At 68.2% G+C, this 15,874-nt stretch carries 14 protein-coding genes; 6 read left to right on the top strand and 8 right to left on the bottom strand.

The window, feature by feature from the left end:
• Positions 1–47: 47 nt before the first annotated feature.
• The 3 genes from FHR90_RS12275 to FHR90_RS12285 all read right to left on the bottom strand — a co-directional run bounded on the left by FHR90_RS12275 (position 48) and on the right by FHR90_RS12285 (position 3,714).
• Complete coding sequence (locus tag FHR90_RS12275) at positions 48–1,001, bottom strand: glycosyltransferase family 8 protein (RefSeq protein WP_183275324.1); 954 nt, start codon at positions 999–1,001, stop codon at positions 48–50.
• 47 nt (positions 1,002–1,048) lie between these two features.
• Positions 1,049–1,930, bottom strand: coding sequence for a DUF707 domain-containing protein (locus FHR90_RS12280; RefSeq protein ID WP_183275325.1), 882 nt, complete (start codon positions 1,928–1,930; stop codon positions 1,049–1,051).
• Positions 1,931–2,211: 281 nt separating this feature from the next.
• Positions 2,212–3,714, bottom strand: a complete 1,503-nt coding sequence (locus tag FHR90_RS12285) for a lipopolysaccharide biosynthesis protein (RefSeq protein ID WP_183275326.1) — start codon at positions 3,712–3,714, stop codon at positions 2,212–2,214.
• Between the two features lie 193 nt (positions 3,715–3,907).
• Here FHR90_RS12285 and FHR90_RS12290 point away from each other — a divergent pair, with 193 nt between their 5' ends.
• The gene (locus tag FHR90_RS12290) at positions 3,908–4,477 is read left to right on the top strand and encodes an acyltransferase (protein WP_176625868.1); all 570 of its coding nucleotides are present in this window, start codon (positions 3,908–3,910) and stop codon (positions 4,475–4,477) included.
• A gap of 6 nt (positions 4,478–4,483) precedes the next feature.
• On the opposite strand, the gene FHR90_RS12295 is transcribed toward FHR90_RS12290, so the two are convergent.
• The 4 genes from FHR90_RS12295 to FHR90_RS12310 are packed head-to-tail and all read right to left on the bottom strand — an operon-like array spanning position 4,484 to position 9,720.
• Positions 4,484–4,906 carry a hypothetical protein gene (locus FHR90_RS12295; RefSeq protein WP_176625866.1) on the bottom strand — a complete coding sequence of 141 codons (423 nt, stop codon included), beginning with the start codon at positions 4,904–4,906 and terminating at the stop codon, positions 4,484–4,486.
• Complete coding sequence (locus FHR90_RS12300) at positions 4,896–6,008, bottom strand: glycosyltransferase family 4 protein (protein WP_183275327.1); 1,113 nt, start codon at positions 6,006–6,008, stop codon at positions 4,896–4,898. Before FHR90_RS12300 ends, FHR90_RS12295 begins: the two co-directional genes overlap by 11 nt.
• Positions 6,005–8,233, bottom strand: a complete 2,229-nt coding sequence (locus FHR90_RS12305) for a GumC family protein (RefSeq protein WP_221188269.1) — start codon at positions 8,231–8,233, stop codon at positions 6,005–6,007. The genes FHR90_RS12300 and FHR90_RS12305 overlap by 4 nt, the downstream gene beginning before the upstream one ends.
• Positions 8,230–9,720 (bottom strand): exopolysaccharide biosynthesis polyprenyl glycosylphosphotransferase, encoded by a 1,491-nt coding sequence (locus tag FHR90_RS12310; protein WP_176623415.1) that lies wholly within the window; start codon positions 9,718–9,720, stop codon positions 8,230–8,232. The genes FHR90_RS12305 and FHR90_RS12310 overlap by 4 nt, the downstream gene beginning before the upstream one ends.
• A gap of 331 nt (positions 9,721–10,051) precedes the next feature.
• Between FHR90_RS12310 and FHR90_RS12315 the strand changes: the two genes are divergently transcribed.
• Complete coding sequence (locus FHR90_RS12315) at positions 10,052–11,419, top strand: outer membrane beta-barrel protein (protein ID WP_176623413.1); 1,368 nt, start codon at positions 10,052–10,054, stop codon at positions 11,417–11,419.
• Positions 11,420–11,462: 43 nt separating this feature from the next.
• Complete coding sequence (locus tag FHR90_RS12320; protein WP_246330237.1) at positions 11,463–12,080, top strand: polysaccharide biosynthesis/export family protein; 618 nt, start codon at positions 11,463–11,465, stop codon at positions 12,078–12,080.
• A gap of 13 nt (positions 12,081–12,093) precedes the next feature.
• Here the strand turns inward: FHR90_RS12320 and FHR90_RS12325 are convergent, their stop codons facing one another.
• Complete coding sequence (locus FHR90_RS12325; protein ID WP_183275332.1) at positions 12,094–12,243, bottom strand: hypothetical protein; 150 nt, start codon at positions 12,241–12,243, stop codon at positions 12,094–12,096.
• Positions 12,244–12,414: 171 nt separating this feature from the next.
• On the opposite strand from FHR90_RS12325, the gene FHR90_RS12330 reads away from it, so the two are divergent.
• The 3 genes from FHR90_RS12330 (at position 12,415) to FHR90_RS12340 (ending at position 15,709) form a co-directional block, all read left to right on the top strand.
• The gene (locus FHR90_RS12330) at positions 12,415–13,641 is read left to right on the top strand and encodes a glycosyltransferase (RefSeq protein WP_176623411.1); all 1,227 of its coding nucleotides are present in this window, start codon (positions 12,415–12,417) and stop codon (positions 13,639–13,641) included.
• Complete coding sequence (gene galE, locus FHR90_RS12335) at positions 13,641–14,663, top strand: UDP-glucose 4-epimerase GalE (protein WP_176623409.1); 1,023 nt, start codon at positions 13,641–13,643, stop codon at positions 14,661–14,663. Before FHR90_RS12330 ends, galE begins: the two co-directional genes overlap by 1 nt.
• Positions 14,664–15,199: 536 nt before the next feature.
• A complete protein-coding gene (locus tag FHR90_RS12340; RefSeq protein WP_176626817.1) occupies positions 15,200–15,709 on the top strand; it encodes a GNAT family N-acetyltransferase in 510 nt (169 codons plus the stop codon).
• Positions 15,710–15,874 lie beyond the last annotated feature (165 nt).

A 15,874-nucleotide genomic window follows, 5' to 3' on the forward strand; every position in this document is an offset into this window, starting at 1 on the left:
CGTCCTGAAATGAAAACGCGTGAGATCCGGAAAGGGGAGCGCGGTGTTCAGGCCGCCTGGCTGAGCACGGCGCGGCGGCGCTCGTAGTCGAGGATGCGGCAGCGCTTCTTGCTCAGCCCCCAGGTGATGCTCTCGAGCATCCGCTTGTAGCGCTGCTGCGCGTGATAGCGCAGGCGGCGGCGCACGGGCATCGGCCGGTGCCAGGCGGCGATCTCGGGAAACTGCCTGGCGGTGTCGAGATAGATGCGATGGATCGCCGAGGTCCAGGGCGGGAAGGCTCCATCCCAGGGCTTCGGCTTCGACATGTAATGCACGACGCGCGGCCGGATGGTGTCCTCAACGCGGGCGTTGCGCATGTAGATCGGAAAGTTCCAGGCCAGCGACAGCGGGATGTGGCGCGCGATGGCGTTGAGATTGAGCACGTCCTGGTCGGAGAACTGCCAGTGCTGCCGCGTCTGCCAGGTGGCCCAGGCGGCGGAGCCGATCTCCATCCAGGTCACGCGATCGGCCATGATGGTGCCACTGTTGAAATAGTTCGAGGCCTGGTCGTGCGTCATGCCGATGGTCTCGAAATGTCGGCGGATGTTCTCGCCATGGCGGTCGCGGTCCTCGAGCGCGAAGGTCATCGGATCGTTGGCGGCCAGCAGGCTCCCGGGCGGCAGATTGTAGTCGAACAGCGGCATCAGCGAGCCATGGATGGTGATGTCGCCATCCATGTAGAAGATCTGCCGGTAATTGGCCGGCAGCAGCTCGGCGAGAAACAGCCGCGCCAGCATCGCCGGCGCGCCGCCGATCTGCGCGCGGGTGGCGGTGGCGAGCCGGATGCCGGCACGCGCGCAGGCGGCCCCAAACGCCGCCGCGCAGGCCGGGTCGAGATCGATGCCCAGCACCACCACATCGACGCGATCGCGGTCGACATGTGCCAGCGCCTGACGGGCGGCAGCGAAGGTCGGATAGATGTAGCCGGTGTCACTGGTGAAACAAACGCATGATCTCGTCATCGACGGGTCGGCTCCGATGGGCTGCAACGGCATGGGCGAGCGATGGGTCAGGTGGCGCGGGCGCGGAAGCCGCTCGGCCGCAGCCCGGCGCGCAGCGGCGTCTCCGAGACCTGGTCGGGGATCTTCATCATGCTCTTGTAGAGCATCCCGGCCATCCGCCTGAGCATGCGGCGGCGCTCCGGCGAGTGCAGGACGGCGCCGGCCAGGCCGATCACGGACATCAGGGCGAAGCGTCGCTCACGCCCCTGCACGGCGAGCATCCTGCCGCTGCGCATCACCGCGCGATGGGTGAGGATGCGCGGCGCGGACTCGATGCCGTTTGCGGCGCAGAAGCGGCGCAGCTCGTCCCAGGGCGAGATGCCGCCCTCACGCAGCAGCTTGTAGTTCGGCCCGCCGACCGGCCGCGTATGGGTGACAGTGATGTCGTCGATGATCGCGATCGACCCGTCGGGTCGCGACACATGGCGCGGCCAGATGAAATCCAGGCCCCAGCCACTGAGATTGGCGTTGAAGAGCGGCAGGGTCGCGCGCAGCACCGCGGCGGTCATGCAGGGCGCCATCACCTCGACATAGTTGGTCATCCGCATCCGAAAGAGCGGATTGCGCAGGGTGGTGAGGTGGCCGAAATAGCTGTCCCAGGTCAGCGCGGGCTGGGCGACCTCGAGACGATGCCGCGCACAGGTCTCGAACAGCCGGTTGATCGACGCGGTATCGGTGGCGAGGTCGTCATCGGGCAGCCAGATATGGTCGTAGCGCTCGACGAGGTCGGGATGCGCCATGAACAGCGCCTGCAACGCAGGCCATTTCGGCCCCTTGCCGTCGATGCGCACGACATCGGGCGCGCGGAAGAGGTGCGGGTCGTCGCCGAAGTAATTGATCACGATGTCCCAGTTGCGTGGCTCCGGGCCGGCCAGCCAGGCCGGGTGCAACGATTTGTCGCCCGCCCGGACCACGACAAGATTTCTGCGCGATACCGCCGTCATGACCCACCACACATCCCATGATCGCCACCCCGGGGGCGGGGCGGACGGTTGCTGCGATTACCTGCCGGAGCCGCCCGGCACCGCTGAAAGATCGGCTCAAAAAACGAATCAAATTCCAAGCTCTCGGAAGTGTATCCGAAACTCGTCCATAAGTTGAGACAAATATGAAAAATATATCTCTTTTCAGAGGTGCGTTCTCGAGACAGCCGGCTGCGGGACCGGCCGCGTCACGCCGAGCGCGGCCGCAGTCTCAGCGCCAGCGAGCGTCCGAGTCGCCAGACCGTCGCCTCGAGCCCCTCGGGCATGCCGGCGGCCCCCCAGGAGGCGAGCAGCAGTGCCGCATAGACCGCGGCGCCGAAACCGCCGCAGGCGGCAAGGTCCAGTGCGGCGGCCATCGCATCGTCCGGCGGCACGACCCGCGCGGCGAGCACCAGCACCGCCACCGCCATGCCGGTGGTGGCGAAGACCGGCCTCAGCCAGCCCTTCGCCTGGGCGGCCAGCGACAGGCCGGTGATCGAGCGCACCGCGACCATGCCGTAGAAGTCGGCTGCGAGTTCGGCGACGAAGCGCGCCACCACGATGCCCATGAAGCCGTGGCTGAAGGCCCCCGCCACCGCGATCGGCAGCTTGACGCAGAACTCGAGCAGGTTGCGACGAAGCACCACCTGGGTGCGGCCGGTTGCCATCAGCAGCGACATCGCCGGCAGGGTGAACAGCGCAGGCGTCAGGCTCAGCGCCAGCCAGCGCACCAGCGGCACAGCGCCCGACCATTTCTCGCCCAGCACCAGCCGCACCATCGGCTCCGCGAGCAGGCTCTCGCCGACCAGCAGCGGCAGCCCGATCGCCACCATCGCCGACGATGCCTTCTGATAGCTCGCGGCGAGCCGGTGAGGATCGTCGAGCACCCGGGCGAAGGCGGCGAGCAGCGGTCGCGCCATCGGACCGAACAGGGCGAGGAACGGGATCGAGGCGATGTCGCTGGCGGTCGAGAACAGCCCGACCTGCGCCATCGGCCGGATCTTGCCCAGCAGCAGGCGCTCGAACTGCCAGTTGATGGCGCTGACGATCTGCGCGAGCGTGATCCAGCCGGCGAATTCGTAGAAATGCGCGCCCTCCGAGAGGCTCAGCCGCGGACGATAGGGCGCGAAGCGATACGATTGCAGTGCCATGCCGACCGAATAGAACACGCTGCCGATCGCCAGCGCCCAGTAGCTGTGGGTGAGCAGCGCGATCGCGGTGCAGCTGACGAAGCTGATGACCTTGCCGCTCACCTCGATGGCGAAATCCCGCCAGAAACTCAGCACTTTCTGGAATTCGGCCATGCGCGGGCTGTAGAGCCCGCGCGCCGCCGGCCCGAGGGCGAGCACGCAGATCAGCGCGATCAGACGCGGGTCGTGATACCAGTGCGCGAACGGGATCGCGCAGGCGGCGAGGAACCCGCCCAGCACCACACCGCGGATCAGCCCGATGGTGAAGGCGGTGTCGTAATGCGCCTGCTCGATCACCGGCAGCCGCAACAACGCCTGGTTGACCGGCAACTCCAGCACCGCCTCGGTCAGCGCGACCAGGCTGACGGCGATCGCCACCAGACCGAAATCAGCCGGGGTGAGAATGCGGGTCAGCACCAGCATCGTGGCGAGATCGATCAGCCGGGTGAACAACCGCGCAGAGACCATCATGGCCGCGCCAGAGGCGGTCCGGCTGCCGATCGCCTGATCAGGGAGCGTCATATAATTACGGTATCCGAAATCGCGTGTCGGTTGAATTGTATCGAATATGGATATCGTCTAGAAAAATAGCAAGTTTTCCCGTATCGTCTCGTGCTCTGACATGAACCGGGCTCAGCGGCCGGCTGGCGGGCAGTCCACCCGGCGCCCTCACGCCGATGCCCCGAGACGCCGCACTCTCTAGGACCAGCCGACGATGGATACGATCTTCCGGGCAGAGACCTTGGCACGCCCCTGCCAGGAGGCGACGCGCCAGCCCTGCGAGGAGAGCAGGCTGAAGGCGCATCTGCGTCGCAACCTCTATGCGGCGATCGGCAGCGAACTGATCCCCGCCTTCGCACGGACACGGATCCTGCGCCGGCTGGGCGCGCGCGTCGCCGACAGCGCCTGCGTCTGGTCCGGCTGTCATTTCCAGTCGATGCGGTTCAGCCTTGGCGAGCACGTCTTCATCAATGTCGGATTCTTCTTCGACGGCGCCGCGACACTGCGCATCGAGCGCGACGTGCGGATCGGCCAGTTCGTCCGCGTCATCACGGCCACGCATGGCGTCGGCCCGTCCACGCAGCGCTGCACGATCGAAGCGATTACCGCACCGGTGACGATCGAGCGCGGCTGCTGGATCGGCGCCGGCGTCACCCTGATGCCCGGCGTGACCGTGCGGCGCGGCTGCGTGATCGGTGCGGGTGCCACAGTGCTCGACAGCACCGAGCCCGACGGGCTCTACGTCGGCACGCCCGCCCGGCGGGTCAGGACCCTGCCGGGCTGAACCGCGTCAGAATACGCCGAGCCTGACGATCGACCATTGCGCGGCGGCGTGGCTGTCGATCGCCTGCGCGCGCTGCGTCGTCGCCGCGGCGAGATTCTTCGCCATCTGGCAGGCGCCGCTACGATCCAGACCGCCGACGGCGCGGGCGAAACGATCTTCGTAGTCCCACAACCGGAAATTCGATCTCGACGGCAGCCGCACCAGGCCGGAGACATAGAACTGGCGTGTCTGCGGGTCGCTCGCCGAGCACCAGAGCGCTGCGCGGGCGCCGGTCGCCTCCGGGCCAGCGGCCAGCGGATCGGCGCCGGGCAGGTCGCCCAGCAGCACGTCGATGCCCTCCGGTCCGGCGGCTCGCGACGGGGCGGGGCAGATGGCTGCCAGACCGGTCAGAACCAGCCCGGCGAGACCGGTCGTCCATTTACGCGGCATGGCGCGTGGCTCCCTCGGCTGCGGCCTCACGCGCGACCAGGGCGAGCAAGGCGGCCGCGGAGTCGCGCCAGCGATGGCGACGGGCCTCGATCAGCCCGGCACGGCGGAGGCCCTCCGCCAGGGCAGGATCGTCGATCACCCGCAGCACCTGCCGCGCGATCTCGGCCGGTCGGTGCGGATCGGCATACAGCGCAGCACCGCCGCACACCTCGTGCAGCGGCGCGATGTCGGCCGCCACCACCGGACAGCCACAGGCCATCGCCTCGCCGGCGGGCAGGCCGAACCCCTCGTAGAAGGAGGGAAACACGAAACAGGCGGCGGCACTGTACAGCGCGCGCAGCTCGGCATCGGAAACACGCCCGATATAGCGGGCCGGCTGCGGCAGCTGCCTGTCGCCGCCACGTCGGAACACCGCCGCGTTGAGACCGCCGCTGATCACCAGCGGAATGCCACGCGCCTCGAGCGCCCGCGCCAGCTCGCCGAGACCGTGCAGGTTCTTGTGCTGCGAGAGATTGCCCACGGCCAGCACGAAGCGTCCGGGGGTGAGGCCGTTGCGGGCGATCACGGCGTCATCGGCGCCGACGGTCAGGATATGGTCCGCCCCCTCGCCGATCACATCGATCTGCGACGGCGGGATACGCAGATGGCGCGCCAGCTCGTCGCGCGAGAACGCCGATACCGTGACCAGGCGCGTGGCTCCGCGCAGCAGCAGCATCTGCAGGCCGCGATACCAGAGCCGGAACGCCGGCGAGTAGGCCTCCGGTCGCACGTAGATGCCGGCATCGTGCAGCACCACGAACTGCCGCCGCCCGCGCAGCGGCGCGGTGTTGCCGAGATTGAGCAGCCAGCCGTCCTGCGCGGCCTGCGGCAGCTCGAGCTGCTCCCAGGCCTGCCCCTCGCGGCGACCGACCTGACGCAAGTCGAGACCCAGCGCATCGATCGGGCCGTCGTGGCGCGGCGTCAGCACGCAGGGGCGTCGGGGGGCGTCGGCGGCAAGTTCGCCGATGCCGCGGGTGATCTCGGTCGCGAAGCGCTGCACGCCGCTGAGCGACTGGGTCAGAAAGCGGCCGTTCACGAACAGCGGCGTCGGGAAACCGCTCATGCCGCGAGCGACTTGCGGTTGTAGTGCGCATGATAGCGGACCATGTCGCCCTCGGCGGCCCCAAGCTGGTTGAGGTCGACCTGGGTGAGCACACCGCCGAGCATACGCACGTCATAGGCCCGCAGCCGACGCATCGCCGCATTGACCACCGCCTGACGCGTCTCGTTCCAGCGCACCACCAGCACCGCACCATCGGCCTGCTGGGCCAGTACCGCGGCGTCGGGGTAGGCCAGCACCGGCGGTGTGTCGATGACGATCGTCTCGTAGATCGGCCGCATCTGGTCGAGCATCTGGCGCAGCTCGTCGACGCGCACCATCGCACCGCGCTCGCGCGCCTCGGAGGCGAAGGTGAACACATCCACACCCGGAAGCACGTCATGCACGATGCCGTGCTTCGCCTCGGCCGCCGCGCCCCCCGCGACGCGCAGCGCGGACGGCTGGCGGGTGTCGCAGTCGACCACCAGCGTACGCTGGCCGTCACGCCCGCCATTGGCGGCCAGCGAGACGGCAAACGTGGTCTTGCCCTCGCCGGGCTCGGCGGAGGTGACGAGGATGACCTGGGCCCGGAAGCGATCCTGGCCGAACGCCATCAGGTTGCGGGCATTCTCGACCGCGTCGACATAGATGCTGCCGGTCGAGCCGCTGCGGTAGTGGCGCATCGGGCCACCTTGGCTGCTCGGCACCAGCCCGAGGCCAAACAGCCCGGTCAGCGCCTCGAGCTGGGCCAGCGAACGCACACCCTGGGTGACGCGGCTGCGCAGCAATGCGGCACCGATGCCGGCCAGCAGGCCGACGAGCACCGCGAGCGCGCTGTACTGGGTGCGCTTCGGGCCGGAGGGGCCGATCGGCGCCTGGGCGGCGGCGATCTGGTCGGCCTCGGATTCCTGCAGGCCCGCCTGGCTCGAGGTCTGCTCGAGACGGCCGACGAAATCCTGGTAGATGTTGCGCGCGGCGTTCGCCTCGCTCTGGAGCTGCTTGAGCTGCACGCTGGCATGGCTCTCGCTTGCCACCTGCTTTTGCAGCTCGGTGATCTGGTGCTGGAGCGAGTCCACCCGCGCCTGCGCCGACACCATCTCCTTGCGCGAGCTGGTGACCACGTCCGATGTCGCGGCGCCGAGCTGGCGACGCACCTGCGCCAGGGCGGCGCGGGCCGCCTGCAGGGTCGGGTTGTTGTCGGCGAAGCTCTCGCTGAGGCTGGCGACGCGGCTGCCGAGCTGCGCCTCCTCGCTGCGCAGTTGCTGGACCATCGGCGAGGCGACCACCTCGGGCGCGCTCGCGGTGCCACCGGCATGGCCGGCGCCGTAGCGCGCGGTGGCCATCGCGAGATCGGCCTGCGCGGTCACGAGCTGGCTGTTGAGCTGGGTGAGCTGCTGGTCAGCGACCGTACCCCCCTGCCCGTCCGGCCCGATCTGTGCGGCGACCAGCCCGTTCTGCTCGCGATACTGCTCGACGGCGTCCTCCGCCTTGCGCAGGCGTTCGCGCACCGGCGCGATCTGGGTGTCCAGCAGGCCGTTGGCCCGGCGGATGGCCTGGATCTTGAGGTCGCGCTTGAAGTCGAGATAGGTGCTCACATAGGCGTTGGCGATCGCGGCGCTGAGTTGCGGATCACCGGTATGGGCGGTCACGGTGATGATGTAGGAGCGCCCGTCATTGAGGATCGAGACCCGGTTCATCAGCACCCCGGTGGTGGCCTGCTGGCGCTCGTAGGGGGTGAGCGGCTTCGGCGGCGCGACCGGGCTGAACAGCCCCTTCACCTCCGCCACGAGCCGTCCGACCAGGGGGCGTGCGTCGACAGCACGGCGGAACTCCGGGTTGTCGGTCAGATGAAGCTGCTGCACGACGCTGTCGGCGAGCCCGTGGCTGCGCAGGATCTCGACCTGGGTGTTGATTCCCACCGCATCGACATCGGCCTGCGCGACCGTCGCCTGCAGGTCACGGAACGACGCCTTGCGGGTGTCGATCATCACCAGGCTGGTGGCCTCGTAGGTGGCGGGGATGCGCGAGATGGCGAACACCGCCGGCGCGCTTACCGCGAGCGTGATGCCGAGAATCATCCACTTGTATTCGCGCAGCACCGCCAGCAGCCTAAACGGCGAGACGTGCTCCGCGCCCGGGGGCTCGACCTGTGCCGCGGCCTGTGGCCAGGACATGTGTGCGGGCAGCGACGAGGTGCGCACCAGCGCCGGATAGCTGCCCGGCGGGGGCGGTGGGAGATGTCGGCTCATCGGGCACCTCGCTGCAGCAGCACCGCCGGCAGGGTCTTCATCAGAATGGCGACATCGTGCCACACACTCCAGTTGCGCACATACCAGCTATCGAGCTGCACACGGCGCGGGTAGGAGGTGTCGGAGCGACCGCTGACCTGCCAAAGCCCGGTGATACCCGGTCGGGCGCTCCGATAATAGGCAATTTCGTCGCCGTAATGGATTTCCTCCGCCGGCACGATCGGCCGCGGGCCGACCAGGCTCATCTCCAGACGCAACACGTTGATGAGCTGCGGCAGTTCGTCGAGACTGGTCTTGCGCAGGAACTGCCCGACCCGGGTCACGCGCGGATCGCGGCCGAGCTTCTGCGTGCGCTTCCATTCCTCTGCGGCCTGCGGGTCGCGTTCGAGCAGCTCACGCAGCACCTCGGCCGCGTTCGGCACCATCGAGCGGAACTTGAGGCAGCGGAACGTGCGCCCGTTCAGACCGATCCGCTCATGACCGAACATCGCCGGCCCTCCATCGAGCCGCACCAGCAGCGCGAGGACGGCGAACACCGGCAGCAGCACCAGCATCATCGCCGAGGCGAGACCGAGATCGAGCGCGATCTTGATGCCGCGCAGCAGCGGGCGCTCGAGATTGTTGCGATAGTTCAGGACCAGCGTGTCGTGGCTGAAGAACGCCATCTGGCTGCAGCCGAGCACCGGCAGATCCGAATCCTGCGGAATGACCGTGAACGGCACGCCCGTGCGGGTGACGCACCGCAACAGGTCCCGGCTCGCCGGAGCACCGAACGCGACGCCGATCACCACGCGCTGCACCCCATAGCTGCGCAGCACGTCGCGTCCCGCGCGCCCCTGCGACTGCTCGAGCCAGACATCGGGGCTGATCCGGCCCACGACACGAAACCCGGCCGTGCCCTCGCCACTGAACACCTCGAGCAGATGGTCGGCCACCGTCGGCTCGGCGATCATCAGCACGGGGATCTGCCAGATGCCAAGGCGGTGGGCGACATGCTTGACGCCGGCGCGCAGCACGGTCGAGGTGAGCGGAAACAGCAGCCACGGCAGCAACAGGAACAGGTGCATGTTGGTGGTGCGCGTCGAGAACCCGACCAGTGCTGCGACCAGCAGCGCGCAGGTCGCGGCTCGCACCACCTGCTGCAACGCCGACCAGAAGGGCGGCCGGTCGCGATAATGGCCGCAACTGCCGAGATAGACCATCACCCCCGCGAGAATCATCATCTGATAAAGGATGGCCATCGCCATCTGCTGGTCATCGCCGCGATCCGTGCCGAGCACATGGTGCAGCACCTCGGTCACCCCTCGGGCGATCGCCAGCCCGGCCACGAGGGCACCGAGATCGGCCACCGCCAGCCCGGCCCCGGCCAGCACCGTCCCGCTCAGCGCCATGCCACCGAGGTGGGTGCGGGACGGCTGCGCCGGCCGCGACCACGATCCGGCGCCAGCCTTCCCGGAATGCAGGAAATCAGCCCCTGTAATACGCATCACCCAATCCCTCGGTTCGCGGTCGTCGCGGAACATCTGGCCGGTTGCATTTCTCGCCTGGACGCAGCCTCGGCTCCCGCCGCTCCCGCTGTCGCCCCAGAATATGTTGTCATCTAGCAAGATTGTCGATTATTTGAGACATATATCGTGTATTGACCATACGTGTCAATTTCATTTATGAGATGCAACTAACGAATTCAGGCGCTATGGATACACGCAGGACGGGAATCGGATGCGAAATGCTTCCGCTTCCGATAACGAAATTTCAATCATGGGCTGATTTTATCCGTCCGACAGCGCCTGGAGCGGGAGCCTGATGCGGGAGACAGCAGTGAAGAGACGGTCAGCGCGTCCGCATTTCCTGCGCCTGTCGACGCCCTTGTTCGTCTGCGGGGCCGCGGTCGGGCTGCTGGCACCGCACCCCGCTCGCGCGCAGGTCATCAACCAGTATTTTCCCGCCCTGGGCTCCGGCGTCGGCGGCTGGGACAAGGATCTCACCCGGCAGCAGGCACTCGCCGCCTACCAGCCGCCCGGCCTCAGCCTCGGCGGGTTCCAGCTCGACGGCGAGGCGGGTGAGGCAGTGGGATTCGACAGTAATGTCGACGGGCTGCCCGGCGGCGCGCGCAGCGCGATGATCGACACCAGCGGCAGCCTCGACCTGCATTCGCGCTGGAGCCGCCATCAACTCAACGCCGCGTTCACCGTCGACGACACCCGCTTTCCCTCGCGCTCCGCCCAGGACCGCACGACCTGGACCGCACAGGCCGGCGGCATCGTGGATTTCGGCCATGACCGGCTCGGCCTGTCCTACAGCCATCTGAGTCTGGTGCAGATGCCGACCGATCTCGGCGCCGCCGCCAGCCGCGAACGCATCCCCTACCAGGTCGACCAGGGTGCGCTGAGCTACACGCTGACCACCCATACGCGCTGGACGCTGATCCCGGGCGTCGACCTCCGACACTATAGCTTCTCCGATACCGACCTGCCGGTGAACCCGGTGACGCGCGGCGGTGGCGCCCTGCTCAATGACCAGAGCTATCGCGACCGGCTTGTGGGCCAGGAAAGCCTTGCCGCGCGCTATGACCTCACCGACACGAACGCGCTGGTCGTCGTCGCCCGCGGCACCCAGATCCGCTACGACCACGATCTACCCGGCATCCCGGGGCGGGACTCCAACGGCTTCGCGGTGCTGGCCGGCATCGACCTGCACGGCCGCGGCGCATTCGAGGGCCGCGCGCTGGTCGGCTACCAGGAACGCGACTTCACCCAGTCCGCCTATGCGACAATCCGTGCGCCGATCGCCCAGGTCGAGCTGGCATGGCTGCCGACCCGGCTGACGACCGTCTCGGCCAACATCACCAACGGCATCGAGGACGGCGCCTTCGAGAGCGTGGTCGGTTTCACCGCCACCACCGCCACCTTGCGGGTCCAGCATGAATATGCCCGCAACATCACCCTCGGCGCCCATGTCGACGTCCAGAAGGGCAGCTACCCGGCCACCCCGGCGGTGCTGGCCGGCACCGTGCTGACCCAGCCGCGCACCGACCAGAAATCGTACGGCGGCGGCATCGACATGACATGGCTCATCAACCGCCATCTGCGCCTCGATGCCGCCTATACGGCCGCCAACCAGAACGCCATCGACACGACCCGTTTCACCACCCACACGGTGCTGATCCGGCTGCGCTGCCTGCTCTGACCCCCTGCTTTTCCGCCCCGATCCAGCGATGTGGAGTTTGACGATGATCCGAGTGATGCCCCGCCACGGCCAGCGACGCCGCCACCCGATCGCGGCCCGCCCCGCGCTTGCCAGCCTCGGGCTGGCCGCCACGCTGTGCGTGAGCCTTGGCGCCTGCACGCCCGGCACCGACCTGCACGAGGTCCCGTCCTATGATCCACACAGCTACGTGCTGGGCGTGGACGACCAGATCCGCGTCATCACCTATGATCAGGACCAGCTCAGCACCGATTTCCGCGTCGACGCCGGCGGCAAGGTGGCGGTGCCGACCCTGGGCAACCTTCAGGCCGCCGGCCTGACCACGGCCGAATTCGCCGCCGAGATGACGCAGGCGCTGGAGAAGCAGAAGCTGCTGCGTCATCCGAGCGTGGTGGTCGAGATCGTCGCCTACCGCCCCGTCTCGATCCTGGGCGAGGTCGCGCGGCCCGGCGAATATCCCTACCGTCCCGGCATGACGCTGCTGACCGCGATCGCGGCCTCCGGCGGCTACACGTACCGCGCCTTCGAGGGCTACGCCTACGTCGTGCGCCAGGAGGGTGACCATACCGTCACCGGCCGGCTGTCACCCGGCGATTTCGTCAAGCCCGGAGACGCGATCCAGGTCTACGAGCGCCATTTCTGAGCCGCGCGCACCGTCAGCGCCACAACAGCAGAAGCACCACGAGCATGATCGCGATCCAGGACGCCGCGCCGATCAGCAGGCCGACCACCAGCCCGCGCGCCGGCCGTAGCGGATCGCGGTCATCGAGCTTGTCCGCCATCACGCAGGGGCCGGCGGCAGACACGCGCCGTCCGGGTGCAACGCGCCCATCCCCCGGCTGCCGGTCTGCACGGAAACCGCGAACATTTCCCCGTCCACTCGCAATCATTGGCCCTCCGGTTGCGCGGGCAATCGCAAGACTATCACGGTCGCGTGATTCTGTGCCAGACATGGGTCATCACGCGAGTGTCACACCATGAAGGTTGTATCGGACAGGTTCGTTCCCGGCCGGCGCCTGCGCGTCGCGATCGTGCACGAGTGGCTGGACACCTATGCCGGATCGGAGCGGGTCCTCGAACAGCTGCTGCGATCGTATCCGGAAGCGGATGTGTTCGCCGTGGTCGATTTCCTCACCGGGCCGGACCGGGAGATGCTGCGTGGCCGCAAGGTCACCACCAGTTTCATCCAGCGCCTTCCGGGCGCGCGCAAGCGCTTCCGCAACTACCTGCAGTTGATGCCGATCGCCGTCGAGCAGTTCGACCTGGCCGGCTATGACCTGATCCTGAGCAGCCATCACGCCGTCGCCAAGGGTGTCATCACCGGCCCCGACCAGGTTCATGTCTGCTACGTGCACTCGCCGATGCGTTATGCGTGGGACATGCAGGCCGAATATCTCCACCAGAGCGGCATGGAGCGCGGGCTCAGGAGCCTCTACGCGCGTTGGCTGCTGCACCGCCTGCGCGGGTTCGACGTCCGCTCGGCGAATGGCGTGGACCTATTCATCGCCAATTCCCGCTACATCGCGCGCCGGATCCGCAAGGCCTACCGGCGCGACGCCGAGGTGGTCGCGCCGCCCGTCGATGTCCAGCGCTTCCAGCCCGGCCACGACACGCGGCGGGATTACGTGGTGGTCTCGCGCATGGTGCCCTACAAGCGCGTCGATCTGGTGGTGGAGGCGTTTCGCGGTCTGCCCGATCGTCGCCTGCTGGTGATCGGCGACGGCACCGAGCGTGAGAAGATCGCCGCCCTGGCCAGCGGGGCGCCGAATATCGAGCTGCTCGGCCGCCTGCCGCAGGACGCGCTGCTGCGCACGCTTCAGCAGGCCCGCGCCTTCGTTTTCGCCGCCGAGGAGGATTTCGGCATCGCCATGGTCGAGGCACAGGCCTGCGGCACGCCGCTGATCGTCTATGGCCGCGGGGGCGCGGCCGACATCATCGATCCGGATGCGGGGCCGCCGACCGGCGTCCTGTTCGACGAGCAGACGCCCGAGGCGATCCGCAATGCCGTGTGGCGCTTCGAGCGCGACGAGGCCCTGATGACGCCCGAACGCTGCCGCGCCAATGCGCTGCGTTTCTCGCCGGACGCCTTCGCACGCGGCATCGCCGAGGCGGTCGCGCGGGCGCTCGACGAGGCCCGCAGAAACGGCGCGCCGATCCCGGCGACCGACTCACAGCCCATCTTCCACCGACACGGAGCTCTCTGATGCGTTACCTCGTGACCGGCGGTGCCGGTTTCGTCGGCAGCCACACCGTGCTCGCACTGCTCGATGGCGGCCATGAGGTGGAGGTGCTCGACAATCTGAGCACCGGACATCGGGCCGCGGTACCAGGCGGGACGAAACTCCATGTCGTCGACCTGCTCGACCGCGATGCAACCGACGCCGTGGTGGGGAGCCGGGCCTGGGACGGCGTGCTGCATTTCGCAGCCCTCTCGCTGGTCGGCGATTCGATGCGCGACCCGTTCCACTATCTGCGCCAGAATTACCTGACCGCGCTGAACCTGATCCAGTCCTGCGTCGGACACGGTGTACGCAAGCTGGTGTTCTCCTCGACGGCCGCCCTGTTCGGTGGCCCCGATCGGCTCGAGCCGATCCCGGAAACCGCGCCATTGCTGCCCGGATCGCCTTACGGCGAGAGCAAGATGCTGATCGAGCGTGTCCTGCACTGGGCAGATGCGATCGGCGGCCTGCGCAGCGCCTGTCTGCGCTATTTCAACGCCGCCGGCGCCGACCCGCAGGGCCGCGCCGGCGAGGACCATCGCCCCGAGACCCATCTGGTGCCGCTGACCATCGACGCGATGCTCGGCCGCCGACCGCCGCTGCGCCTGTTCGGCGACGATTATCCGACGCGGGACGGCTCCTGCATCCGTGACTACATCCATGTCACCGATCTTGCCGATGCGCATCTGCGCGCCCTCGCCCAGATCGACGGACGCAGCCTCGCCTACAATGTCGGCAACGGGCTGGGCTACTCGAATCTCGAAGTGATCGCCGCCGTCGAGCGGGTCAGTGGCCGCAAGGTGCCCTGGGAGCCCGCGCCGCGACGCGACGGTGACCCGGCCATGCTGGTCGCCGATGCAACGACTCTGCGACGCGAGACCGGCTGGACGCCGGCCTATGCGGATCTCGAGTCGATCGTCCGCACCGCGCTGGCCTGGCGCGAGGCCCATCCCGAGGGCTACGCCGCCTGCGGTGCGCCTGCGGAGGCCGGGTTTGCGATCGGCTGACCCAGGGGCCGGAGGCCTCTTCCGATGCTGATCGGCGACCGCCCGCAGGGTGCGCAGTCGCAGCACGTGTCGCAACGGCGCAACATGGCGGGCCCCGGCGCGGTCCACGCGCCGACCGGCTGCCCGATCGAGGCGCTGCTGGCGACGGGGACGGTGTTTCACGAAAGCTGGTGGCGCAAAGCCGTGACCGAGGCACCGGCAGGCCTCGCCGTGGTCGAGCGCGGCGGGCGCATCCTGGGGGCCATGCCCTACCAGACCCGTCGCCGGCACGGGCTCGTCTCGATCGGACAACCTGGACTGAGCCATGTCCTTGGCCCGGTCGTGGAGGCCGCCGGCGGCGGCGCGGGCAATGCCATCCGCCGCAACATCGAGATCACCGGCGAGCTGGCCCGCCAACTGCCATCGCACACGCACTGCTTCTTCAGGCTGCATGACGGGATTTCCGAGAGCCTGGGGTTCAATCTCGCCGCTTCGACAACGGCGCCGACTTCACCATCAGGATCGCCCCGGCCGAAGAACGGCTCCTGTGGGGCGCGATGCGCGACAAGACCCGCAATGTGGTGCGTCGTGCCACCGACCTCCACGAGGTGCGCGACATTGGCGCCGATGCCTTCATCGACCTCTACGGCCGCAACCTGGCCGCGCGACAGACGGCAAACGCCTATGACCCAGGCATGCTGCGTCGCGCGTTGCGGGCGGCCGTCCTGCGGCAGCGCGGCCGCTGCCTGGCCGCCCATGACCGGTCAGGCGAGCCGATGGCGGCGGTGTTCACCGTCTGGGACGCCCGGAGTGAATACTACCTGCTGTCGACGCGCACCTCGTCGTCCAGCGCCGGTGCCGTCAGCCTGCTGATCTGGCACGCCCTCCGCGCGGCGGCGGCGAACGGGCGCACGTTCGATCTCGACGGGATCCATGTCCATGGTGAGAATTCACCGAACCTGCTGCTGCTGACCGGGTTCGGGGGCACCATCGCCAGCCGGATCACGGTCCGCCACCTCTCCCGTCTGGCCGGGCTGGCGCGCAGCTTCTGGATTACGCGACGTTGAGCTGTCGAGGCGGACTGACGTGACCCCCGTTTTTCATCCCGCGGAAGCGAGAGTCCTGTCTTGATCTGAACCATCGTTGATGGCGGGTGCAAGAGGCCGAAGCGCGGAGCCGTCAGGTTGCGCAGCGGTTCGGCCGGCGGTTTCGATGACGGCGCGGGCGTAGTC

Origin of the sequence: Endobacter medicaginis (assembly GCF_014192375.1) — a bacterium.
In the GTDB taxonomy this organism is placed as follows: domain Bacteria; phylum Pseudomonadota; class Alphaproteobacteria; order Acetobacterales; family Acetobacteraceae; genus Endobacter; species Endobacter medicaginis.